We start from the raw sequence: 23,480 nt of genomic DNA on the forward strand, positions 1-23,480 counted from the left end.
GCGGGAAGCCGCACACGACCTTGTACTTTGTAATGCGATGCGAAGCAGAAAGGCTCACAGATATGATGAATCGCCGCACGTTTCTTGAAACTGCATCCGCCTCCGCTTGTTTCACTATTCTTCCCAGGCATGTATTGGCGGGAAGCGGGGTCGTCCCTCCGAGCGACAAAATCACGGTTGCTCACATCGGCACTGGCACGGAGGGTCTCCGCGAGATGCCGAGATTGATGGCGGTTCCCGAGGTCCAGATTGTTGCCGTCTGTGACCCTTCAAAGCATGCGATCGGATACCGGGATTGGGGAACGGATGATCTTCTCAATGAACTGCGGACGGTCCTCGATAAGCCCGAATGGATGGCCGGAACCGAAGGAACTGTTCCCGGAGGCCGCGATGTAGCGAAGAACTTTGTCGAGACGTACTACGCGACTGAGCAGGGCGGCGCATTCAAGGGCTGCTCTGCGTATGCCGATTTCCGCGAGCTCCTCGACAAAGAAAAAGACGTCGATGCCGTCAAGATCATGACGCCGGATCATCTTCACGGCATCATCAGCATCGCCTGCATGAAGAGGGGCAAGCACGTCATTATGCATAAGCCCATCGCCAATCGATTGCGCGAAGCCAAACTGGTGATCGACACCGCACGAGAAACGGGTGTTGCCACGCACTTCATGCCGTGGGAAGCGAATGGATCGATGGATCAGGTGATGGCCTGGATCAACGGTGGGGCCATCGGCGATCTACGTGAAATCCATAATTGGACGAACCGTCCTGTGTGGCCACAGTACACCAGCGTTCCCACCGCGTCCACGCCTGTTCCGGAAGGCTTCGAGTGGGACTTGTGGCTGGGGCCTGAAGCCGAGCGGCCATATTCGCCGGACTACACGCACATGGTATTTCGCGGGTGGTATGACTTCGGCGGCGGTTCCATGGCGGATATGGGGCATTACAGCCTGTGGACGGTCTTCAATGCCTTGGAGTTGGGATCACCGATCAGCGTCGAACCCATGCTGACTCACACATGTGGGTTGAAGAACGGAATCGCGTATACAGTGAATAACGACTTCTCCTTTCCGACGGCCAGTACCGTCCGCTTCAAATATCCAGCAAGCGGGAAAAGACCTGCGGTGGACCTGGTGTGGTACGACGGCGGGATGCGTCCCCCGGCGCCGGAGCTTGAGATGGATAAGGAAGAGGTTCCGATCGAGGGCATGATGTTCGTCGGCAGCAAGGGAAAGATTCTGGCTGGCTTTCAGCTTGAAGATCCACATCTGATGCCGCAAGGAAGCATGCCGAAAGATCTGGTCACGCCAGTCAGGGGCCGAGGCCAACGCGGCGCCGTTCCGTCGGGGATGCGCCAGTGGATTGAAGCTGTGCGCGGCGGACCGCAATCGCCCTCAAGTTTCTTGAACGCGGGTCCAATTTCAGAGGCCGTTAACTTGTATGCGGTCGCACTGCGGACAGGCAAGAAGCTGCTTTACGACGGGCAATCCCAAAAGGTCACGAATGTGGCAGAGGCTGATAAATATCTGAGCCGTGAATACCGTAAGGGTTGGGATCCGCGAGCACTATGAGAATCGTTGCCCGGCCCTGTCGGCCCTCTGAAACGGGTCGCGCCAGCCAGATGCGATTTTCTTCAGCTCACCGAATTCCTACAGCAGAGCCGGATCGATTCGTCCAAGCTCTTGCTATGCAGGATCTCGGTAGCCTCCAAAACAGCGTGGAAGCAGTTCTCCTAGATCAGTTCCGCCGCCTGAACCCGCCCAACAGGTCAGAGAATGATATAAATCAGTTGCATCATAGAACTCGTGCTAATGGAATCCTAATGCCTGATCAATCCGCTCCTGAATCCCTCTCTCGCTCTTTCAATCGCCGCCGTTTTTTAAAAGCTGCCGGATCTGCGGCCATTCTTCCCGCCGCTCTTCGCAGCCTCGGAGCGCAAACACCGGCCACCTCGCCCAATAACCGCATCAATCTGGGTGTGATAGGCATGGGATGGCAAGGGCCCGGAAACACGGAAGCGTTTCTAACTTTGTCGGACTGCCAGGTCGTCGCAGCGTGCGATATTGATGCCAACCATCTGCAAGCTGCTGTCAAGAAGATTAATGACGCTTACGGGAACGAGGATTGTAAGGGCTATCACGATTATCGCGAGCTACTCGCTCGTGACGATATTGATGCCGTTATGATCGCCGTGCCCGACCACTGGCACGAGATCGTCGCCACTGAAGCCGCCCGGCGCAAAAAAGATATTTATGGCGAAAAGCCTCTGGCGCACACCATCGCCGAACAGCAATCTATCGTGCGCGCTGTCCAGCAGAATCGGATCATCTGGCAAATGGGGTCATGGCAGCGCTCTGTTCCCATGTTTCACAAAGCTGCGGAGATTGTTAGAAACGGGCTGATTGGAGATGTTACCCATGTCGAGGTCGGTCTGCCAGGCGGCAACTCAGACTTCGACGAAGTTGGGAAGAAAGCGCTCGCAGACTTGGCCTCAGGAGGGCAAAGCGTGGCGAGCCTGGAGCAGGTTGTGCAGGGCAGCCCGGCCTGGAATTTGCTCGTCACCGATCCCCCCAAGGAACTGGACTACGAGATGTGGATCGGTCCATCGAAGATGGAGCCGTACATCAGGGCTCGCTCGCACAAATCCTGGCGCTGGAACTACAACACGGGCGGTGGCGAACTTCTGGATTGGATCGGTCACCATTGCGATATTGCTCACTGGGGCCTCGATTTCGATCACACCGGTCCGTCCGAGGTTGAAGGCAGTGGCGAACTCCCACCTGCCCACGCGGTCTGGAATACCGCGCCCAAATACCGGTTCGAATTGAAATACCCACGCGGCATAACCATGACAATTGCCGGTGGCCATCCCGATATCAAAACCGGAGTGAAATGGATTGGCACCGAGGGCTGGGTGTGGGTCGACCGCGGTGGATTCGACGCATCGAATCCAGCGTGGAAGCAGGGCAAATACCTGCCGCGGGAACTGCGCAAGGTCAAGCTATATACGTCATCGGATCATCAACAAAACTTCCTGGATTGCATAAAGACGCGTCAAGCGACTGTCACGCCCGTTGAGGTCGGACATAACTCTGCGCTACCCGGGCACCTTTGCCTTATCTCGATGCTCACTGGAAAAAAGATCCGGTGGGATGCGAAGGAAGAGAAGATCATCGGCGATCCGGAAGCGAGCAAGTTGATGACACGCGAATACCGAGGACCTTGGAAGATGAGCTAGCGCCGTCTCTGCCCACCGGTCCTCTTTCCGCTGAGTACCAGATTCGCAATGAGTTCGAAAATTCGAGGTTTAGTCAGGGGTTCCGGCCGACGATAGAATGGCCGTTCAATTGGAGGTATATGCGACCCATAACACGCAGGAACTTTATTGGGGGGGCAGCCGCAGTTGCTGCTTTTTCTTCAACAAAGTTCTCGTTTGGAATGCCATTGGAACTAACGACGGGCATCCAGTTGTACAGCGTGCGCCAGCAGATGGCAAAGGACTTTGAGGGGACTCTGGCCGCAGTTCGCGCGGCAGGGTACCTCGAGGTGGAATCTGCTTCGCTGCCGAAGAAGCCCGCGTCCGAAATTCGCAAAGCGCTTGACCAGGCTGGACTAAAGTGTGTGAGTTCGCACCGCTCGTTTACCGATGTCACCCGAGATCTGGATGCCACGACCGAGTTTGAGAAGACCATTGGCGTGAGCTACATCATCTGTCCGGGACCGGGACGCAAGAACCCTCCAGCTTCGGGCACAAACGCGGCTCCTCTTACGGTCGATGACTGGAAATACAACGCCGAAGAGTTCAACAAGGCGGGCGAGAAACTGAAAAAGGCAGGCATCAACTTCGGTTATCACAACCACTGGGTCGAGTTTCAGCCGGTCGAAGGCAAAGTGCCCTACGAGGTGCTGCTGGAACTCTGCGAGCCCGACAAAGCGACCTTCGAGATGGACTGCGGTTGGGTGAGGGTTGCAGGCCAGGACCCCGCCGTTCTAATGAAGAAATATCCGCAGCGGTTCTCCATGCTTCACGTGAAAGACTTCCATCTTCCACCGAACGTTTCGTTTGCGACGCACGAGGAAGCGAAAGTGACGGAGCTTGGCCGCGGATCGATCGACTACCGGCCGATCTTTGCGCAGGCAGCAGAAAACCAGAAGATTACACATGCCTTCGTCGAGCAGGAGGCCTTTGACATTCCGTGGCAGGAGTCGCTGAAGGTGGATGCAGACTACCTGAAAAGCCTTTCTATTTAGCGCATCTCCACCGCCCGAGGGTACATGGCTGCTTCAACTGAAATAAAAACGCTCCCTGTTCGTAAAGTCGCATGGGACTTCACATTTGCTTTTCTGTCTTTGCGATTTTGGCTCGGTGTTCGAGCCTTGTTCGTCGGCATTCAGAAATATGCCGCCTATAAATCCGTTGCAATGCCTCTTATCGATCCTTCGACCGGCCAGCCGGATGCAAGCGGCGTGATGGTCAACGTGAGCGTGAAGTCCTACGCGTTGGCAAATTACGCGGGAATCCCTGTTGGACTCAGAGACAAGTTCGCTCATGACCCGCTCTTCCCGAAATTTGCATTGACGTTGTTCGATCGCATGCTTGGCCCGGCCTTCATTTTGACCGGAATTATGCTTATCATCGGCCTCGGTACACGTGTCTCATTGCTTGTACAAGGATTGCTCTTCATCGCGCTGACGGTCGGACTGGTTCTGATTGATGCGAACGACGGCGTGGCCTATCTCGGCATCCACATCGGACTGGTAGCCGCTGCGTTTTTGCTCGCCCAGCACAACAGGTTTGCGGTTCTGAATAAATGGTAGACAAGTTGAATCGTCGTGAGTTCATCAGCGCTACGGCAGTAGCGGGCGCCGCCATGCTGTTAGAGGCCTGCAAGTCCGACACCGCCGAACAGACGGCAGCCGTAAAGAAGTCTTCGCTGAATACCATCAATGTCGCGCTGATTGGTTATGGCGAAGAAGGAAAGATTCTTCTCGAGTCGCTACTGAATATTGAAGGCGTCCGGCTTGTCGCTCTCTGCGACATCTGGGACTACCACCGCGGCGAGGGGCAACGCTACCTGCAGAAGCTCGGAAACGAAGTCCGCGTCTACGAAAACTATGAAGACCTGCTCGCCAAGGAAAAAGATCTGCAGGCGGTTTTCATCGCGACTCCCGATTTCTGGCATGCGCCGATGACGAACACCTGCCTCAAAGCAGGTCTGCATGTGTACTGCGAAAAGATGATGAGCAACACCATTGAAGGTGCGCGCTCGATGGTCAAGACCATGCGCGAGACTGGAAAGCTGTTGCAGATCGGTCACCAGCGACGCAGTAATCCACGATACGTCTTCACCTTGAATCGGCTGCTTCACGATGCCCAATTCTGCGGCCGCCTCACCGCTGTGCAGGGACAATGGAATCGGGCAGTCAAAGAGGATTTTGGCTGGCCAAAGAAATTCGAGATGCCGACGAGCATGCTTGCTAAGTATGGCTACAAGGACATGCACCAGTTCCGTAATTGGCGCTGGTACAAAGGTCTCGGTGGCGGTCCCTTGTCTGACCTCGGCGCGCACCAGATTGACATTTTCAACTGGTGGCTGGGCATGACGCCCAAGTCCGTGGTCGCCAGCGGTGGTTTGGATTATTTCAAGAATCACGACTGGTATGACAACGCGATGGTCATTTACGAGTATCCGTTGGATCAGGGTGTTGCGCGCGCGTTCTACCAGGTGCAGACGACCACCAGCGCCGGGGGCGGTTATTTTGAGTCGTTCATGGGCGATGACGGCACCATCAAGATGTCGGAAGATCCGTCGCTCTGCGCCATCTATCGTGAAGCGCGCGCAAATGCGGTTTCATGGGACGACCTCGTACAGAAGGGATACGTAGCCGCAAAACCGGCTGCTGCGGTAGACGCAACAAAAGTGGACGTACGCGAGACCGCACAATTGGCGGAATACGAGATTCCTGTGTTTTTCAATAAACCTCCGCATCAGCCACACCTGGAAAACTTCTTCAACGCAATTCGGGGAACTGCGAAGTTGAATTGTCCCGCCGACGAAGCTTTCACAAGCGAATATGTCATTCACAGAGCAAACGACGCGGTGGCTGCCGAGAAAAAACTCCTGATCACCAACGAAGAAGTGAAGGCCTGAGACTATGAAAACAATCCTTTCTAATAATTTCCTGCTAGCCGCCGTCATCCTCATTCCCTCTGCAGCTCTCGCACAGGACAAAGTTCCACTGAAGACGCAACTACCCCGTCCTCTGTTCGTCGGCACACCCGTTCCGCTCAACGTGCCGAATCTAGAGCCGCCGATGAAGGGCAAGCGCCCCGACTTCATGGTTCCTGCAGGCTCTGTCAATTTAGCCAAGGGCAAGAAAGTCACGGGCAGCGACACCAATCCTGTGGTTGGTACTTTGGACCTGGTCACCGATGGCGATAAGGCCGGCGATGAAGGCTCTTGGGTCGAACTCGGGCCGGGGAAGCAGTGGGTGCAGATCGACTTGGCGAAAAGCGCAAACGTCTCCGCTGTCCTCGTGTGGCACTTTCACTCCCAGGCGCGCGTCTACCGCGACGTTGTGGCTCAGGTGTCAGATGACCCCACGTTTAAATCGGGTGTGACGACGATCTTCAACAACGATTTCAAAGGTGAGCTTGGCCTCGGAGCTGGCAAGGATTTGAATTACGTCGAAACCTACCAGGGAAAACTGATCGATGCCAAGGGCGCGAAGGGCCGCTACGTTCGCCTTTACAGCAATGGAAACACGACGAACAAACTGAATGATTACATCGAGGTTGAAGTCTGGGGCAAGCCTGCCTGAGTTCACTCGTTCCGCCACGCCTTCAATAGGGTCGTTGGCTCTTCGTCTGCCTTGGACCCGATGGCCCGCGTTCATTATTGTCGCTCTCATCGGATTGGCGGTTCGCCTTCCGCACTTGGGCGCGCGGCCCATGCACACAGACGAAGCCATCAACGGCTACATTGTCGGACAACTCCTTCAAGGAGAAGCGTTCACCTACGATCCGCAGGACCGCCATGGTCCTGCGCTGGCGGCCCTTGCTCTGCCGCTGGCCAGGATGCAGGGAGCAAAATCCTTCTCCGATTTGACCGAATCGGAGTTGCGGACAACATCAGTCGCAGCTGGGACGATCACGATTCTTCTTTTTGGCGCAGCAGCTGAGATGTTCGGAGTCGTTCCCTGTCTGCTCGCCGCTCTGCTGTTTGCCGTTGCTCCGTTGCCGGTCTACTACGACCGCTACTTCATCCATGAATCACTCTTCTGCGCAGCAACGTTCGCGCTGATACTGTCGAGTTGGCGCTCCTTCAATCGAAGATCAGTTGGTTACGCCGCTCTCGCCGGCGCATGCGTCGCGTTGATGGTTGCCTGCAAGGAAACCGCGATCCTTCACCTCTTCGCATTAACCGTTGCAGCCCTCGTGTCCAATGTGTGGGACCTGCGCGGCAAGAGCTTCACCAAATCATTCCGGCTCGGCCCGCTGCTGGCCGGCGTTTCCACGTTTCTGGCATTGATTGTCATCTTGTTCACGTGGTTCGGCAGAAACTGGAAATCCTTCTTTGCGTTGGAGCGTGTGGCTCCAAATGTCTTCGCTCGCTCGACTGGCCAGGGTCACGAACATCCCTTCTGGTACTTTGGAAAACTCCTTGTCAGCGGCTGGTCCGGCGGCGTGCTGGTTGGTCTTGCCTGCTTCGGCCTCTTCATCGCATTCAGAAAGCGGGATGCTTCCGCCTATCAGTTCCTTGCGTACTACGGATTGATTGTTGCCGCCATCTACAGCCTCATTCCCTATAAGACACCGTGGCTGGCGCTCAATCTTTGGCTTCCTCTCGCTCTACTCGCTGCGATGTCAGTGGAGTCAATCTGGTCCATGGCCGAAACACGGTTTGGCCATCGCGCTGCCGTTCTTTCCTTCGGCATCCCCGCAATGCTGCTGGGTTTGTTGATTGTCCACGATACGCGCCAGCGCGTCTTTCTCGCTCCAGTTGAGGAAAGCAATCCCTATGCCTATGCCCACACTTCGGATGACATCCTCTCACTCCCCAGTGAAATCGCAGATGCGGCTCGCCGGGAAGGCATAAACACTCCGCGCATCGCGGTGATCGCCTCTGATCCGTGGCCGCTTCCGTGGTACCTTCGCCAATTTCAACAAGTGGGCTTCTGGCAACCCGGCCAGCAAGTCCCGGCTGCAGACTTCTACATTACGTCTACCGAGGCCGCTGATCAGTATGCCGGTACATTGCGGGGCTTCCGGCCTGATTTTTTTGGGAGCCGCCCAGGCGTGCTCATCCTATTATGGCTGCCCGAGGGAAAGTGACTGCCAATGGCTGAGATCCATCAATTCAACCACGCCGCCATGGCGACTCACTTTCAAGCGCGTATCGCCAGCGAGGAGAGAGCATATGCCGCGCAGGCTGCACAGGCCGCTTTCGACCTTGTGGACACACTCGAATCGCGTCTAAGCCGTTTCCGCATCGACAGCGACATTGCCCGGCTCGCTGATCTCAAACCCGGTGAAAAAATGCGGTTGAGCGAGCCTGCCTTTGCCTGCCTGCAAATTGCGAAGCGGATGGATGAAGCTACACAGGGCGCGTTCTGTCCCACGCCCGGCGCGCTGAAAACCCAGGCCTCGCTTCCCAAGTGGGATTTGATGCGAGGCGAGCATGCACTTCTATGCATCAAGGGCCGGCTTGAATTCGATCTGGGCGCCATTGGAAAGGGATTTGCTCTCGACCGCATGGCTGAGCTGCTCCGTCAATGGGATTGCCCCTCGTTTTTGCTGGTCGCAGGCGGCAGCAGCATTCTTGCAGGAGACCCGCCTCCCGATGCCCCGGGCTGGTCATGTGGCTTGGGTGAAGACAACGCATCGCAGCGTTTTTTTCTGACTCATGCGTCATTGAGCGGTTCAGGAGTGGCAGTGAAAGGCGCTCATATTCTCGATCCGCGCACCGGCAAACCGGCATTGCGCCAAAGGCGGGCCTGGGTCCTTGCCGATACGGCAGCAGAATCCGACGCTCTCTCCACGGCTTGCATGGTTATGGGAGAGCCCGAATTACAGGGAATGCTTGCTCAGAACGACACATGGCTGGCGTTCCTCGAAACTGACCAATCTGCGAGATCGATTGGACGCCGGGTGCCGCCGATTGAAGCGTAGGTCGCGATCGGTAGAGTTCGTAGAGAAAAAGTTGGCATTCAAAATCCATAGCACCCATTTTGTGAGCTCTCTTTGGTTCATACCATAGGCGCGGTTGCAAAAACTGCGTCCCCGGAATACGGCTCGGATTCACTGTATTCCAGCCTGGGCGATTCGGACATAACTCCAATCTGGGGAATCGCACCCTCTACACCCTTTGCAACTCCAGCACCTCAACCTGTCCTGGAAACGCGATCCCCAAACCCTTTTTCCATGCCATCCGCTCAAATGTCCCCAGATCTTTTCCCGTCATCACCGATCGGGTCCGGTACCGCCCCTCCGGAATCAGCGGCAACTCCACGCGGGCCTCCGCCGCATCTGACTTGTTTCGAAAAAGCACCACCACGCCTTCGCCGCTCTTTGCCAACCGCGCGAACCCGTCCCAGGCCATCGGCGATGTCTGTCGCCAACTTCCCAGAGGAAAGAAACTCTCGCTCAGCTTCACGCGTTGTCTTAGCTGCTTAAACCAGCGAATCTTCTCGCCATACCACGCGCGATCCGCTGCTGTCAGCTTGCGCAAATCTCCGAGCAGCAACGGAGCGGACCCGATCGTCGTCGCAAAGCTCTCCGCGATCGTTGGCAACTCGGCATGCAGGTTTCCGATCAGCATTGCCTCTACCGGCATCGATCCGGCGCGCGCGTAAAGCAACTGCCGTACCTGCAGCGGCCCCGCTGAATCCGGCTTCGTGTCGTCCACGTTGCTCATCCAGTCCAGATCGCCCGCCGCCAGCAGTCCCGCATCGATGATGTGTTTCTGTCCCCAAAGTTCGAACGTCAGATCAAGCAGCACCTCGGGATGTTTTGCATAGACCTCCGTAGTCATATCCTTGATGCCCTCGTAGATCCTGTTCAACGACTCTGCCCAGTCTGCATGGTCATGTCCCTTTGCCCAGCATCCCGGAGCCTCGCCGTACGCGTTAAAGATGGTCGTCAGGTCCAGCTTCGCGTAAGCCAGCCTGAAACGTTCAATCGCATCGTTGATCCGCGCCGCGGCCGCATGTCTGAACGGAGACGCCATGCACATCACCGCCTTCTGTCCCGCCATGGTCCACGTCGTCTGTTGCCTTCGAGGTCCAGCGCCGCCCAGTCTGGGTGCGCCTTGTAACACTCCGTCGTCATTCCAATCGCGGCTGGCGGAATCCATAGCCCCAGACGCATGCCCGTCGCTTCCACAGCCTTCAGAATTGGATCAAGTCCGCCCGGAAACGCCGTCAGATTAACCGCGTTGTCCCCGTACTCCTGCTGCCATCCATCGTCGATGGTGAAGATGTCTATTCCCATTGCGCCAGCCGCCTCGATCAGCTCCATCGAGATCTCCTGGTTGATGCCGCGCTCGAACGGCTCCCACGTGTTGTAGATCCACGGTGGCCCCTGCTTATCGATGCGCCGCTCCAGCACCGCGGCCGAATAGCCCGGCACCCGCCAGCGCGAATCATTGAACCCATCGTCCCGCCTGAACGGCAGCAGGGACGCGCTTGCCGTGGTGAACTCCTCGCCGGGTCTAAGCCTCCGCTCAAAGGGCATCACGTCCGTGTCATACATGGCGCTCACCCGAACGCTGTTCTCTGCATCCCACCCCGCCACTTCGGTGCGCTTCATATACCCCGGAACCTCGTTGAGGATGGCCACGCCATCCCCGGTTCGCCCGTTCACCACCATCACACACGCATCTTCCGAGCGCCCCGTATAGAAGATTTCCCGCGGAACCACGCCGTATTGCGTCCACAGCGTCATTTCGTTCTCAGGCCCGAGCCCCAGTTCCAGCGTCTCCACCATTAAATGTGTGATGCTGAGCGGGGCATCCCCCGTGTTCTTAATCACCAGGGACTTGCGGCACGCTCCATGCCCTGTGTAAATCGAGTAGAGCGCTGTTACCTCTAGCGGAATGTTCTTGTGCTTCATCCGCACGGAAAGAGACTGCCCGTTGCCTGTGCTTGCGTCGCTCACTCCCAGGAGCTCGAAGGCTCCGCTGTTGCTGTTGCACGGTTTCCCGTCACAGTTGAACGAAAACTCCGGCCGCGCCTTCGCGATATCTCTCCCAGGAACTAAAAGGTCTGTCTTTGTCGACTTGTTCGAAAGCTGTTTCGTATACAAACCGATACCCGGACGGAACCCCACTTCGCGCCGAATCAGATCATTCCCCAACTCCCAGGCTTCGTCCTTCGGCTCTTCAAAGTCGCCATGCGGCTCGCCGCGTAGCGAGCGTTCGCACGCCATGCCTGCAACCAGCACAGCACCTGACCTGAGCAGATCTCTCCTGCTGAGCCTGTCTCCCAATCCCATTGCGTTCTCCCGTTTCTTCCTGGAAAGAATTCGCGCAAATCCTATCACGCGGAATATCCCGGGTGCGGCGCATAAGGAAATCCATGCAACACTCCGCTTATGTTTGATGAACAGAGGAGGCAAACTTTCTTCACGCGCCGATGTTAGTACTGGCTAGTCGGCGAGTGTCCAATGATATTGCAGGTGAACCGGATTTTATTTGTCGACTTCAGTGAGCAAAGCGCTCATTGGCGACGTTCCTGTTAGTTTGTGGGTCGCTCGGAATGTATGTTGCACCGCCACCTCTTGCGGCAAAGCCGAAATCTGGAGCGTAATGTGAGTTGTGGAATAAAAGACCGAGGGAGGAAAGCTGCAATGGACCGTCGCACATTTCTTGGTTCGGCTGTGGCGGCATTAGGAGCCGAGACCATCGCTGGAGTTTCTGTCGCGGAGCCTCTTCGATCTGCAATGGCGAATCCCATGCCCCGGATACGCGTCCATTCGGATGGGCATCTTCTGTCAACGGAAGATGGTCAGCCTTTCTTCTGGATGGGCGATACCGCTTGGGAACTGATTCATCACACTACACGCGAAGAAGCCAGCTATTATCTGCACACTCGAAGCAGGCAAGGTTTCACGGTAATTCAGACGGTCGTTTTATCAGAGTTCAATGGAATCACGGAGCCCAGCGCACTTGGACTGAAACCTCTTATTGATAACGATCCGCGTCGCCCAAACCCGGCCTACTTTGATCGCGTCGCTGAGATAGTCGACGAGGCTGCGGCGAATGGCCTCTATGTAGCGTTGGTGCCCATTTGGGGCGACAAACTCACGGCGCCCTGGGGCAGTGGCCCCCGACTTTTTCGCCTGGACAACTTGAGCGATGCGCACTCATTCGCCAGTTACCTGGCGCAACGTCTCGGGGATCGAACCAACGTGCTCTGGATTCTGGGCGGAGACCGGCCCCCGCGACTCAAAGGGATGAACAACGACTATCTTCAGGAAATGGGCAGGTCAGCGGGCTTTCCTTCCGACCAGGACTGGACCCCCATCTGGCGCGAAGTGGCCAGCGGACTTGAAGAAGGGCTTGGCCGGAAGCCCATCATCGTCTACCACCCCCAAGGAGGGAAGGAGTCTTCATCGGTATTTCTTCACAACGAACCGTGGCTCTCCATCAATGGCATGCAGAGCGGTCATGGAGGCGGGCACGACATTCCTGTGTGGGAGTGGATTGCCCGCGACTATGCAATTACACCTGTAAAGCCCACCCTGGACCTTGAACCAAACTATGAAGATCATCCCTACAATCCATGGCCAGAGTGGGACCCGGCAACCGGATATTTTCGCGACATCGATGTGCGTAAGCAAGTTTATCGTTCGGTGTTTGCGGGCGCTTGCGGAGTTACATACGGCCATCACGCAGTATGGGGTTTTGCAAATGCGCGCAACGGAACTATTAATCACGCGGATCGCGACTGGATCGATGCGACGCAGCGCCCCGCGGGCCGTCAGATGCAGTATTTGCGCGCATTAATAGAATCGCGACCATTTTTCAGGAGAATTCCAGACCAGTCAGTGATTCTCGGCGATGCTGGAATAGGCGGGGAGCATATGCAGGCAACGCGCGACCGCGAGGGCAGCTATGCATTTGTCTACTTCCCCATCAACGATCTTGATGCAACGGTGGATTTAGGCAAACTGAAAGCAAGCAGAATTCGCGCTTGGTGGTTTGACCCGCGCACGGGAATCGGAACGCTGATCGGTGTGATGGATGGCGGGAAAGAAAAGCAGTTTCGCACGCCTTCCTACGGGCCCGATTGGGTGCTGGTCTTGGATGATGCATCAGCGGAGTTCCCCCCGCCGGGACTCTTGCGTTGAGTCGGGTAACAGGCTATTACGGACATATCACTCGTTTTGTTGTTTCGGTGTTGTTTTCTCGGATGAATTGTTGGTAGAGAATTTCCATGGAAGCGGTCAATCTCCTGTTCGGGATCGCCGTTCACTATGTATATGTTACTGATTTGGTAGGTTTTTGGTGGACCTGATCGGGATCGAACCGATGACCTCTTCCATGCCATGGAAGCGCGCTCCCAGCTGCGCCACAGGCCCACTCTAGGGGATGCAACTCTCCTATTGTCTCCGTTTAGGAGGGGATTCGTCAAACACGGGAAAGCAATGAAGAAAGCCTTAGATCCAGTGTGTTTTTTGCCGTAGATGATGATCGAGTAGCAATCACCTGCGGGCTATCGACAGGCGCGACGGAAGTTCGCACTGGGAAGCCAGGGGCATTGGTATGGCCAAGGCAAAGTAGCCGAGCTGTTTAGGCGACTATCTCCTCCCGAATGCGGTATCTGCGAAGGAATATAACCGTGACCGGGAACACTTTGGGGGTGTCCCGGTGTCTAAGAGAATAGGCGTGGGGCAATCGTGCTTCGCTCCCACGCGTCGGTGCCGTTCAATACCTCAGTGGATTTCCATTGGGGAGACGAGGCCTAAGCGATCGGACAATTGGCAGATGCCAACTATGCCGCTCATGCGATAACGTGGGGGGAACGGAATGCAGGCGGATCTCACCATGGGTAATCTAGCTAGCGCGATCGCAATTCGATCAGAGGAAGCCGCACTGATTGCAGAACTGCAGGCAGGCTCAGACGAAGCGTTTGCGTGGCTGATCAACCACTACCACCAACCGATTTTTTCGCTGCTCGCGCGCATGGTGCACGACCGTGCGGACGCTGCCGACCTTACTCAGGAAGTTTTTGTAAAGGTGTTCCGTGGGGTGCGGCATTTTCATGGGGAGTCGTCTTTGCGCACCTGGATTTATCGCATCGCGCTGCACGAAGCTTCGAACCAGAGGCGCTGGTGGATGAGGCACAAAGTGCAGGAGGTTCCGATTGAACAGGAGATGACGTCAAGCGATTTCGGCTCTTCCTGCAAGCTGAAAGAGACACTGATCGATCCGGCTGAGTCGCCGTTTGAAATGGCGATGCATCAGCAAAACCGAGAGATTGTTGAAGCAGCACTAAGCCAGGTTTCGGAGCCGTTTCGTACTACGCTCATCCTTCGGGACATTGAGGGCTTTGTTTACGAGGAAGTGGCTGAGATTCAAGGGGTGAATCTCGGTACCGTGAAATCGAGACTCGTTCGCGGACGAGCGCTTCTGAGGGCCATTCTTATGGAGTCTCAGCCGGGCAGAAAGAAAGCGACGCCTGCCGGGATTGAGATCTCCCTGGGAGAGGAGGCGCGATGAGCAACTGCAACTCTATTCAATCGAAGTTTTCTGATTATCTTGATGGCCGGTTAACCGGACACGAAATGCAGGATATTGCAGCGCATCTTGATGCATGCGGAGATTGCGCGGGTGAGTGGAAGGCTACGAAGGAGACGCAGTTATCCCTGGCCGCTCTGGGACCTGTTCAGCAGCCGGAAGACCTGCTGCTTCGCATCCGTGTAGCCGTGAGCCATGAGCGGGCACGCAGTCGAAGGCCTGTCTTTCAGTCTTGGAAGTTAGCTTGGGAAAATACCGTCGGGCCGTTTTTGCTTCAGGCTTCAGCGGGCTTTGCAAGCGCAGTCCTGCTGCTGGGTACAGTTACGGTGCTGGTGGGGATGTTTACCCGGCCAGAGATGGCCCGGGGCGAAGACGAGCCATTGGGCAGGGCGACTTCTCCACACTTTCTGTATCTCTCTTCCGCGGTCAGCAGCAACGACCAGATCCGCGAGGGGGGAGGACCGGTGGTGGTTGAGGCCTATATCAACGGCCGAGGCGAAGTGTATGACTATCGCATCGTTTCTGGACCAGTCGATGCCAACACCAAGGCCCAAGTGGAAAATCTGTTGCTGTGGAGTCATTTCGAACCGGCTCGTTTCTTCGGTCAGCCAGTGCGCGGGCTTGCAGTGCTTTCGTTCTCGGGGGTTTCCGTTCGCGGATAACCTTTCCATTATCGTCAAAAGTCAGGCCCTCGCAGGTATGCGTGAGGGTCTTTCTTTTTGCGCATTTGACACGTCTAACGAGCAGTTTCCAAGATTACCCCGTTCAAATCGCATGGTTGCCGTGACGGCTAGAAACTTGGAAAACTGATTCAGGCCGAAGACCGATGAAATGCCGTAGACTTTTGGCAAGGTCCCAATTTGATGCTATGTAGCTGTTCTTCAAAACTCGTCATTCCTGCCGCCGTTTTTCTTCTCGCTGGTCCTCTCACCTTCTCGGCAAACGCACAGGCATCCAGCAGTAACCAGCCTGCGCCGCGGCAGAGTTCTTCGTCCCAGTCTCTGCAGGAAAAGGCCCCTTCGCTGGTCGACCCGGCCGGTCCTACTATCTCGCTCGTGAGTTCCGAGCAGGTGTTTGTGATGGCCGCCGCGCTCAACGCCTGCGGATACGACGAGGGTCTCGAAGACAGTTCGCCCATCCGCAAACGTGTGAGGGATGAGATCAACGATGCTCTGGCGAAGAGCGAAGATGCGCGGGCCAAACGCGACAAGGTCTGCCTGTACATTGCTCAGCACCGGCTTACCGGAACCGAGCACGATATCTCGCAGTACATCTCCCTCGCGCTTTACCTCAGTCCGCCTCCCGCGCTCGAGACTACGGTGGAACTGACCGAGATGCCGCCTGATTCTACGCAGGTGGTAGAGATAGCTCCACTTCTGCGCGACTTTGTTGCGGCAGTCGATCTTCACGGGATCTGGTTGGCGGTCCATCACTCCTACGATGTGGAGACGGATCGCTTGCACGATCCTCTCTCAAAGATGATCGTGTCGACTAACTTGTACTTGAAGATGCCGGCGACAACTTATGAGGGTCGTCGCTTCGTTGTGGTCATCGAGCCGCTGCTGTCACCGAAGATGGTGAATGCACGTGTCTATGGAACTGATTACGTCATCGTGGTATCGCCGGTTAACGGGTCGATTCCGATGAACGCCGTGCGTCACACCTATCTGCACTATGTCATTGAACCGTTGCTTTACTCTCGCAGCAACGCGATCGAGCGGATGCAGCCGATTTTGAAGGAAGTGCATGACACTCCGCTGGAGTTTCGGTATCGATCTGAAACGGTAGCGCTGGTGGTTGAATGCCTGATTAAGGCGATCGAAGCGCGCACCATGGATACTGGTATTCCCGAGTACAAGATTCCCGCTGGTGTGGAGCGTTCTGATTTGCCGCGCTACGAGCATGAGCGCCAATTCACCGCCCAAAAGATGGAGGCCGTGCGCGTGGCGGCCGTGCATCACGATATGACGCAGGGGTTTGTGCTGACTCAGTATTTCTTCGAGCAGCTGATCCAATTCGAAAGGGATGCCGTCAGCCTGCGTGACACCATCGGTGAGATGGTGTACGGGATGGACATTGAGCAACAGATACACCGCGCGCGTCAAACTGAATTTGACAAGCAAGCTGACGGCGACGTGCTGCAAAGAAGCAAGCCGCGTGTGCTCAGCGGGCTCGATTTGGCAGAGTCCAAATTGGCGCAGGGAGACTTCGCGACGGCCAACGCCATGGCGCACGCTGCGTTAAACGATCGCTCCGACACGCTGGATTCTGTGGCCCAGGAGGCACGCGCCAATTTCATCCTGGCACGCGTGGCGATTGTTACCGGACATCCCGACGTCGCTATTACTGATTTCCAAAAGACGATTTCGACGAGCAAGGATCCGCGCCTGCTCGCGTGGTCGCACATTTACCTGGGGCGCATCCTGGACCTCGATTGCCATCGCGACCAGGCTGTCTCGGAGTATCAGGCGGCACTCGCATCCCGTGACGGGCAGCAGGATACGCGGTTGGCCGCTGAGCGCGGAGTAAAGGCTGCGTACGCAGTGAAAGGCCACAGTTGCGAGGACGACGCGGATGATTCTGGACCCGCGCCGCCGACAAAACCGGGGCCAGCTCCCGCGGCTAACTCTCAGAAGCCTCAATAAAGTTCCATCTGTGTGCCCGTCCGAGCAAATGAATTAGATTGCACTGTTTTCAGTGCAATGCATCTGTTTTTGTGCAGAATCGAAGGCCTTGATTTTGGAGTTTGATCTTTATTTTCATGCGTATACATCTGATTGGGTGAAGAAAAGAAGAACAAATGCCGGGGGGGAGGGGGGTATCCCTCTCTGGCCGCCCCTTCGATGCTCCGGCCGTGGATTAGAACGGATTTGAACTACAGGTCTATGTTGCTCTGAAACGAGTAAATAATCTGCAAAATCAGGCGGACATTCTTCCTCGTGGTCTCAACGACTTACGCCGAGCGAAGCAAAGCGGCATGTTGACAGTGATGTTCGATCGCCGACCATTCAGGCATGGGTCACCGCACCATCGAGCCAATCAGAATGCTGTCGGGTTCTCGGGATGAACGTGGAGGTGTTCTTCTAATGCTCGCAATGCGGACTGCAAGTTCGGAAGCTTCCGCGGTTTCTCCGCTTTGTTCGAGGAAGGAGCGGTATTGCCTGAGAGCGGCGACGTAGGTGGGATGGCCCCAGCCAAGTTGGCCTTCCATCTCGGTGGTTCCGGCCAGCATCAACTCCGACGCAGTGCGATTGTCCCCGCTCTTCCAGTGCGCGTAGCCGAGCAGAAAATCGATGAGTCCAACGGGCACGCTGTTGATTGCGTAGTGCGCATGGGCGAGATTGAGAGCTCGATTGAGATCGTGAATGGCACCGGCGCATGCGCCCTTCGCGCACCGAATGAGTGAGAGATTGATCAGCGCAGACATCTGCTCCTCAGGAGTTGCGCCTGTCTCTGCAAGATTAGGGTTCTCGGGAATCAGAATGCTGGCTGCCATTTCCGCGTCTGCCTCTGCGCTCGCCAGATCATGTCGTCCGTAGGAAATGCTGGCGAGATGCGTGTAGGTGACGCCGATTCCCACACGGTCTTTCGCATTCTCGTGAATCTCGAGCGCCTTCTGTTCCAATGGCTCAGCCTTGGAAAATCTACCCTGTTCGATGTAGAGGCTGCACAGATGATCGAGCGCTGCCGCAAAGGTGTTCCGATCTTTGGACTTCAATAACGCGATGGCTTTGTGATACGCGCTATCGGCGCTGGTGTAACGCGCCGCGTCTTGATAGAGGATGGCCAGTTTGAGCCACGCGGAGCCGTCGCGATCTCCGGGCGCGTGATGCTGAGCAAATTCCTGTGCACTTATCTTTTCCGCGAATGGGTTGGTGTTCTGCTGCGCCGGCGTCTTGGCGCACATCACTCCGACCGCCGTTAATAGAGTTGCCGCGATCCTCATCCTGTTCCGCATGGCCTTCACCTCTCTGCTGCGCAGAGATTAGCCACATGCCGCACTAATTCCTGCCGCAAAGGGTTCAATCGATCTTTGCCGGGACGAATCGTTGGGCAGAAGGGCCGAATCGTAGATTGAAATTCTGGCGGCATGAATCTTTGCTTCACTGCTTTGCGTAGGCTCTATAAAGTGACCAAGGGGGATGCTATGGCCTCGTCGGTGCCCGGTATGAAAGAGGGCGCGAAGTTTCTGAAACTCGGGACGGCACCCGTCTATCTGCGTCGCCTGGTCGTTTCGATCCTTTGCTGGACAGGTGTGGTGCTGCTCGAAAGCAGCCAGGTCTTTATGAACGATGCTGCGCGAGGGTACGTTCTGCCCTCGATGCATTACATCGCGTGGGCGGTATTCAACTGGTACGTCTATGCAGCGCTCACGCCGCTGATATTCGAACTTGGTTTGCGCTATCCGATTACGGGACGAAATTGGGCAGTGCACCTCATCGTTCCTCATGCATTGGCGTGTGTTGGCCTCATGGTTGTCCAGGCTATTTGCCGCGGAATAGCTGGTTCAATCTACTCGATGAGCCACGAACTGCAGGCAACGTCAATCGCATTAACTTCGGAATGGTTTGAGAAGCGCGGCCTGTTGGGCTTCATCGCCTACTGCGTCATTGCGATCATTGCCGGCTTTGCGTACCTACGCGAGGAGATGCGGCAGCGTGAACTGCGGCAGGCGCAGCTTGAGACGCGCCTTGCATCGGCGGAGTTGGAGAAACTGCGCATGCAGATTCATCCACACTTTTTGTTCAATACGCTGCAGGCCGCCATCACGCTGGTTCAGGAAGACCCTCACGCTGCCGAGGATGTTTTACTGCGGCTGAGTCAATTGCTGCGCATTTCGCTCGATCAGATGGAATGCAACGAAATTTCGCTGGCGCGCGAATTAGAGTTTCTGGATCTTTACACCGGAATACAGCGTGCGAGATTCGGCGATCGTCTTGCGGTCGAGATTCACGCCGAGCCTGACACGCTGAGTTTGCTTATACCGCCGTTGATCCTGCAGCCATTGGTTGAAAATGCGATTCGCCACGGAATCGGAAAGCACAAAGGAAAGGATTGCGTAGAGATTTTCGCGCACAAGAAGGATGGCGGTTTGCAGATCGAAGTTTGGAATGCGAACAGCATGGCAGAAGAGGAGGGCGAAAAGCTCTTCATGCGCGGGGTTGGATTACGTAATACGCGGGCACGGTTGGAACAGCTATACGGAACGAAAGGTCAACTGATCTTTCGTTCGCTGGCTCGGGGAGGAGTGGTGGTGCTGATCTCTGTTCCGGCGCACGAGAGCGTACCTGCCGAATCGCAAACAGTCGTCGAGGCCGCCTCATGACACTGCGCGCGCTCATCGTGGATGATGAGGCCCTGGCGCGGACGGCGCTGGTGCGACTATTGAAGCGCGAACGCGATGTAAACCTGATTGGACAGTGCGACGATGGGGAGTCGGCCGTACAGACGATTCGGCAAGCGCAACCGGATATTGTTTTCCTTGATGTGCAGATGCCGGAGATGGACGGATTTCAAGTGGTCGAGGCGGTCGGGGTTGATCGGATGCCGGTGACAATCTTTGTTACCGCGTTTGACCGCTATGCGATTCGCGCCTTCGATGCAAATGCGGTCGACTATTTGCTGAAGCCCTTTGCACCCGATCGACTGACGCGTGCGTTGGCGCGTGCTCGCGAACGCTGCCTGGGGCGGCAGGATAAGGAAGCAGCGCAAAGGCTGTTTGCGCTACTCGATAGCCGGCTGCAGACAGACTATGCACAGCGCCTCGCAGTCGCGACGGGTGGTCGCATCATGTTTGTTGCCGTGGCAGACATTGACTGGATCGAGGCGGAAGGGAACTATGCACGCCTGCATGTTTCGCGGAAAGTCTTTGACGTGCGAGAGACCCTGCAAGCGTTGATGGAAAAACTGGATCCCCGAGAGTTCATCCGCATTCACCGATCGACGATTGTGAATGCGCGCCGCATCCGCGAAGTGCAGCCGTGGTTTCAGGGAAGCCATATCGTTGTTCTGCAAAGCGGCGAGGAATTGCGGATGTCGCGGTATCAGCGTGACGCAGTGGAAAGATTGCTGGGAAAGCGGGCTTAGCTCTAACCTTGTCGAGGTATCGTTTGCGGAGTAGGGAACAATTCGCGCTGGACTGGCAAGTGGGGTGCGCTGTAGCGTGGGTGATGTCCCTGGAGGGTCAATGCTGCGCCGTGATTTTGTCCGCGCCGTGCTCGCAGTCGGTGCTGCTCCCAAACTTCTACTGAGTCAACAGGCTGCAACCCCGGCGACCCCGCTGCCGGCGCCCGTGCCGTGGCAACTGGGGCTTAACCCTAAAACACCGATTCCTCATGTTGTAGCTGCAGACCAGCTGGCTGTGGCGGAACTGCGCTTCTTCTCGCCGGAACAAATGGCCACGCTGACGCGCCTGAGCGATTTTCTGATGCCGCCAATCGGAGAAAAGCCGGGAGCAGTGCAGGCGCAGACGCCGATGTTTCTGGATTTTTTGATCGGCGATTCGCCGGACGCGCGCAAGCGGGTCTACAGCGAAGGCTTGGATTGGCTGGATGCCGAGGCGAAGAAAAAATTCAACGTCGAGTTTGCAAAATTGAGTGATACGCAGGCGGACGAGTTGCTGAAGCCGTGGCTGCGGACTTGGATGAGCGACAACCCGCCGACGGAGAAACACGCCGACTTTATCAACATTGCGCACGATGAAATTCGCACCGCTACCGTAAATTCGAAGGCATGGTTTGCAGCGCCGGAAGTGGGCTCTGAGCCCAGGACTTCGGTGGAGCTTTACTGGTCGCCCATCGAGCCGGATGTATCGTTTGGAGATTCGGACTGCGCGCATGTGCAACCGCATGTGCAGGCCGCTCCAAAATCGGATCACCCGATGCCGTCGTATCCGCGGTAAAAAACAGGGAATAGGGATCAGGGAATAGGGAGTAACAACCAGGGCGATGCTGAATGAAACGTATGACGTGCTGATTATCGGGTCGGGGCATGCCGGAGGAATGGCTGCGAAGGTTTTGACCGAGTATGGAATTCGCTGCCTGATGTTGAACGCGGGGCCGGTGGCCGATGTGAGTCACGACGCGGAGAAGAAGGCAGCATACGAGCTGCCGTTTCGCGGATTCCGGCCGCCGGGCCGGTTGGAGCACGTGTTTCAGTCCAACGAGTTCAATGCGAACGTGTGGGTAGATGAGCAGGAAGTTCCCTACACATTTGAGAACGACCAGCCATACAACTGGGTGCGCGTGCGGCTGTTTGGCGGACGTTCGTTGTTCTGGTCGCGGCAGTCATTCCGGCTGAGTGATTACGAATTCAAGGCGAAGTCGCATGATGGATTTGGGGAGGACTGGCCGATCAATCACGCGGATCTGGCTCCGTACTACTCGCGCGTGGAAGGAATTTTCTGCGTGAAGGGTGCATTGGATGGGCCGCCGCAGATGCCGAATGGGAATTTCACTCTTGATGATGTGCCGTGGTGTTCGGCGATGCAAAGGTTCATGGATGTGGCGAAGCCGAAGGGAATTCCGGTGTGCAAACAGCGGGCTGCTCTGGGGCGTGATGGGCTTGCGAGTTCGGTGAATCTGCTGCTGCCGGATGCGGAGAAGACTGGAAAGCTCACATCGATTGCGAATGCAGTGGTGCGCGAAATTACTATCGACAAGAATACGGGGCAGCCCAATGGGTGCAATTTTGTCGATCGTCTGTCGCATCGCGAAATGAGCGTGAAGGCTCGTGTTGTCGTTCTGGCGGCGGGAACTCTTGAGAGCACGCGGCTGCTGCTGAATTCCAAGCTGGCGAATTCCAGCGGACTGGTCGGTCGTTATCTGATGGACCAGATTTATGGCGCGGGCGTGGTGTGCTCCGTGCCTGAAGCGCGCAACGGAAAAAGTAAAGGTGTGATGGGTTCGTCGGCGATCATCCCGCGCTTTCGCAACATTGATTCGAAGAGCGACAAGTTTCTTCGCGGATATGCCTTCAACACGACGGCGTCGGCCGGTGGAGTGGGCGCGCGAAATTTTGCGGCGTACGGCGCAGAGTTGCAGCGAAAGATGGACGAGTACCACGGCAGCGGGTTTTACATGACGATCATGGGCGAGGTTTTGGGCCGGTACGAAAATCATGTCCGCATCGACAACGATCGCCGGGATGCGTGGGGAATTCCCGTGTTGCATGTGGACACGAAGTACACCGACAACGAATTCAACATGGCGAAAGATGCGGTGAATACAGCCTGCGAACTGGCGGATGCGGCAGGGTTTGAAGTGCTGTCAAAGAACGACAAACCTAATCCTCCGGGTTACAGCATTCACGAGGTGGGCACCTGCCGGATGGGCAACGATCCGAAGAAAAGCGTGCTCAACAAATTCAGCCAGTCGCACGACCACAAGAATCTCTTCGTGGTGGATGGCGCCCAGTTCACCAGTGCCGGCTGGCAGAATCCCACGATGACGATTCTCTCGTTGTCGATGCGTGCATCCGAGTACCTGGCGGGAGAGATGCTGCGGCAGAACATTTGATTCGCGGTGTTGGTCCTCGAAATCCACTTACCGCTCCAAGGCGTAGGATCAAGCCGAGCTCCAAGTTGTGACATTCGCTGGCCGCCGACCTAAGCCGAACTGTGTTTGTGAGATAGGGACTCTGAGTGTTGCCCCTCACAGGCTTCACTTGGATGAGTCGGCGCGTCTAAGGAATAATTAGAGTGGCAGCGGTTTGTGGGTTCGCCCTGGCCGGACGTCCTAG

Annotated in this window: 19 protein-coding genes and 1 tRNA gene; 16 read left to right on the forward strand and 4 right to left on the reverse strand. The window is 56.2% G+C overall.

Features of this window, described 5'->3' with window-relative positions; genetic code table 11:
- The first annotated feature begins 62 nt into the window (after window positions 1–62).
- The 8 genes from P8935_RS11420 to P8935_RS11455 all read left to right on the forward strand — a co-directional run bounded on the left by P8935_RS11420 (window position 63) and on the right by P8935_RS11455 (window position 9,172).
- Window positions 63–1,571, forward strand: a complete 1,509-nt coding sequence (locus tag P8935_RS11420) for a Gfo/Idh/MocA family oxidoreductase (RefSeq protein ID WP_348265126.1) — start codon at window positions 63–65, stop codon at window positions 1,569–1,571.
- Window positions 1,572–1,822: 251 nt separating this feature from the next.
- Window positions 1,823–3,238 carry a Gfo/Idh/MocA family oxidoreductase gene (locus P8935_RS11425; protein ID WP_348265127.1) on the forward strand — a complete coding sequence of 472 codons (1,416 nt, stop codon included), beginning with the start codon at window positions 1,823–1,825 and terminating at the stop codon, window positions 3,236–3,238.
- Window positions 3,239–3,438: 200 nt separating this feature from the next.
- Window positions 3,439–4,251 (forward strand): TIM barrel protein, encoded by an 813-nt coding sequence (locus P8935_RS11430; RefSeq protein ID WP_348265128.1) that lies wholly within the window; start codon window positions 3,439–3,441, stop codon window positions 4,249–4,251.
- A gap of 24 nt (window positions 4,252–4,275) precedes the next feature.
- Complete coding sequence (locus P8935_RS11435) at window positions 4,276–4,818, forward strand: hypothetical protein (RefSeq protein WP_348265129.1); 543 nt, start codon at window positions 4,276–4,278, stop codon at window positions 4,816–4,818.
- Window positions 4,812–6,152: a Gfo/Idh/MocA family oxidoreductase gene (locus P8935_RS11440; RefSeq protein ID WP_348265130.1), complete on the forward strand. Its 1,341-nt coding sequence runs from the start codon at window positions 4,812–4,814 to the stop codon at window positions 6,150–6,152. The genes P8935_RS11435 and P8935_RS11440 overlap by 7 nt, the downstream gene beginning before the upstream one ends.
- A gap of 4 nt (window positions 6,153–6,156) precedes the next feature.
- Window positions 6,157–6,822 (forward strand): hypothetical protein, encoded by a 666-nt coding sequence (locus P8935_RS11445; protein WP_348265131.1) that lies wholly within the window; start codon window positions 6,157–6,159, stop codon window positions 6,820–6,822.
- Window positions 6,782–8,335: a flippase activity-associated protein Agl23 gene (locus P8935_RS11450; RefSeq protein ID WP_348265132.1), complete on the forward strand. Its 1,554-nt coding sequence runs from the start codon at window positions 6,782–6,784 to the stop codon at window positions 8,333–8,335. The genes P8935_RS11445 and P8935_RS11450 overlap by 41 nt, the downstream gene beginning before the upstream one ends.
- 6 nt (window positions 8,336–8,341) lie before the next feature.
- Window positions 8,342–9,172 carry an FAD:protein FMN transferase gene (locus P8935_RS11455; RefSeq protein ID WP_348265133.1) on the forward strand — a complete coding sequence of 277 codons (831 nt, stop codon included), beginning with the start codon at window positions 8,342–8,344 and terminating at the stop codon, window positions 9,170–9,172.
- Between the two features lie 187 nt (window positions 9,173–9,359).
- Here P8935_RS11455 and P8935_RS11460 read toward each other — a convergent pair whose 3' ends face one another.
- Complete coding sequence (locus P8935_RS11460; RefSeq protein ID WP_348265134.1) at window positions 9,360–10,229, reverse strand: hypothetical protein; 870 nt, start codon at window positions 10,227–10,229, stop codon at window positions 9,360–9,362.
- A gap of 5 nt (window positions 10,230–10,234) precedes the next feature.
- Window positions 10,235–11,494 (reverse strand): alpha-galactosidase, encoded by a 1,260-nt coding sequence (locus tag P8935_RS11465; protein WP_348265135.1) that lies wholly within the window; start codon window positions 11,492–11,494, stop codon window positions 10,235–10,237.
- Window positions 11,495–11,848: 354 nt separating this feature from the next.
- Between P8935_RS11465 and P8935_RS11470 the strand changes: the two genes are divergently transcribed.
- Complete coding sequence (locus P8935_RS11470; RefSeq protein ID WP_348265136.1) at window positions 11,849–13,351, forward strand: glycoside hydrolase family 140 protein; 1,503 nt, start codon at window positions 11,849–11,851, stop codon at window positions 13,349–13,351.
- A 155-nt stretch (window positions 13,352–13,506) separates the two neighbouring features.
- On the opposite strand, the gene P8935_RS11475 is transcribed toward P8935_RS11470, so the two are convergent.
- A tRNA-Ala gene (locus tag P8935_RS11475) sits at window positions 13,507–13,582 on the reverse strand.
- Window positions 13,583–14,030: 448 nt separating this feature from the next.
- Here P8935_RS11475 and P8935_RS11480 point away from each other — a divergent pair.
- The 3 genes from P8935_RS11480 (at window position 14,031) to P8935_RS11490 (ending at window position 17,386) form a co-directional block, all read left to right on the forward strand.
- Entirely contained in the window at window positions 14,031–14,723 is a 693-nt protein-coding gene (locus P8935_RS11480) for a sigma-70 family RNA polymerase sigma factor (RefSeq protein WP_348265137.1), read from the forward strand.
- Complete coding sequence (locus tag P8935_RS11485; protein ID WP_348265138.1) at window positions 14,720–15,403, forward strand: anti-sigma factor; 684 nt, start codon at window positions 14,720–14,722, stop codon at window positions 15,401–15,403. The genes P8935_RS11480 and P8935_RS11485 overlap by 4 nt, the downstream gene beginning before the upstream one ends.
- 201 nt (window positions 15,404–15,604) lie before the next feature.
- On the forward strand, window positions 15,605–17,386 hold the full coding sequence (locus P8935_RS11490) for a hypothetical protein (protein ID WP_348265139.1): 1,782 nt from the start codon (window positions 15,605–15,607) through the stop codon (window positions 17,384–17,386).
- A 374-nt stretch (window positions 17,387–17,760) separates the two neighbouring features.
- Here the strand turns inward: P8935_RS11490 and P8935_RS11495 are convergent, their stop codons facing one another.
- On the reverse strand, window positions 17,761–18,699 hold the full coding sequence (locus P8935_RS11495) for a tetratricopeptide repeat protein (protein WP_348265140.1): 939 nt from the start codon (window positions 18,697–18,699) through the stop codon (window positions 17,761–17,763).
- A gap of 189 nt (window positions 18,700–18,888) precedes the next feature.
- Between P8935_RS11495 and P8935_RS11500 the strand changes: the two genes are divergently transcribed.
- The 4 genes from P8935_RS11500 (at window position 18,889) to P8935_RS11515 (ending at window position 23,257) form a co-directional block, all read left to right on the forward strand.
- Window positions 18,889–20,067: a histidine kinase gene (locus P8935_RS11500; protein WP_348265141.1), complete on the forward strand. Its 1,179-nt coding sequence runs from the start codon at window positions 18,889–18,891 to the stop codon at window positions 20,065–20,067.
- A complete protein-coding gene (locus P8935_RS11505; protein WP_348265142.1) occupies window positions 20,064–20,828 on the forward strand; it encodes a LytTR family DNA-binding domain-containing protein in 765 nt (254 codons plus the stop codon). Before P8935_RS11500 ends, P8935_RS11505 begins: the two co-directional genes overlap by 4 nt.
- A 100-nt stretch (window positions 20,829–20,928) precedes the next feature.
- The gene (locus P8935_RS11510; protein ID WP_348265143.1) at window positions 20,929–21,642 is read left to right on the forward strand and encodes a gluconate 2-dehydrogenase subunit 3 family protein; all 714 of its coding nucleotides are present in this window, start codon (window positions 20,929–20,931) and stop codon (window positions 21,640–21,642) included.
- A 46-nt stretch (window positions 21,643–21,688) separates the two neighbouring features.
- On the forward strand, window positions 21,689–23,257 hold the full coding sequence (locus P8935_RS11515; protein ID WP_348265144.1) for a GMC family oxidoreductase: 1,569 nt from the start codon (window positions 21,689–21,691) through the stop codon (window positions 23,255–23,257).
- Window positions 23,258–23,480: the final 223 nt, after the last annotated feature.

The organism is Telmatobacter sp. DSM 110680 (assembly GCF_039994875.1).
Taxonomy (GTDB): Bacteria; Acidobacteriota; Terriglobia; order Terriglobales; family Acidobacteriaceae; genus Telmatobacter.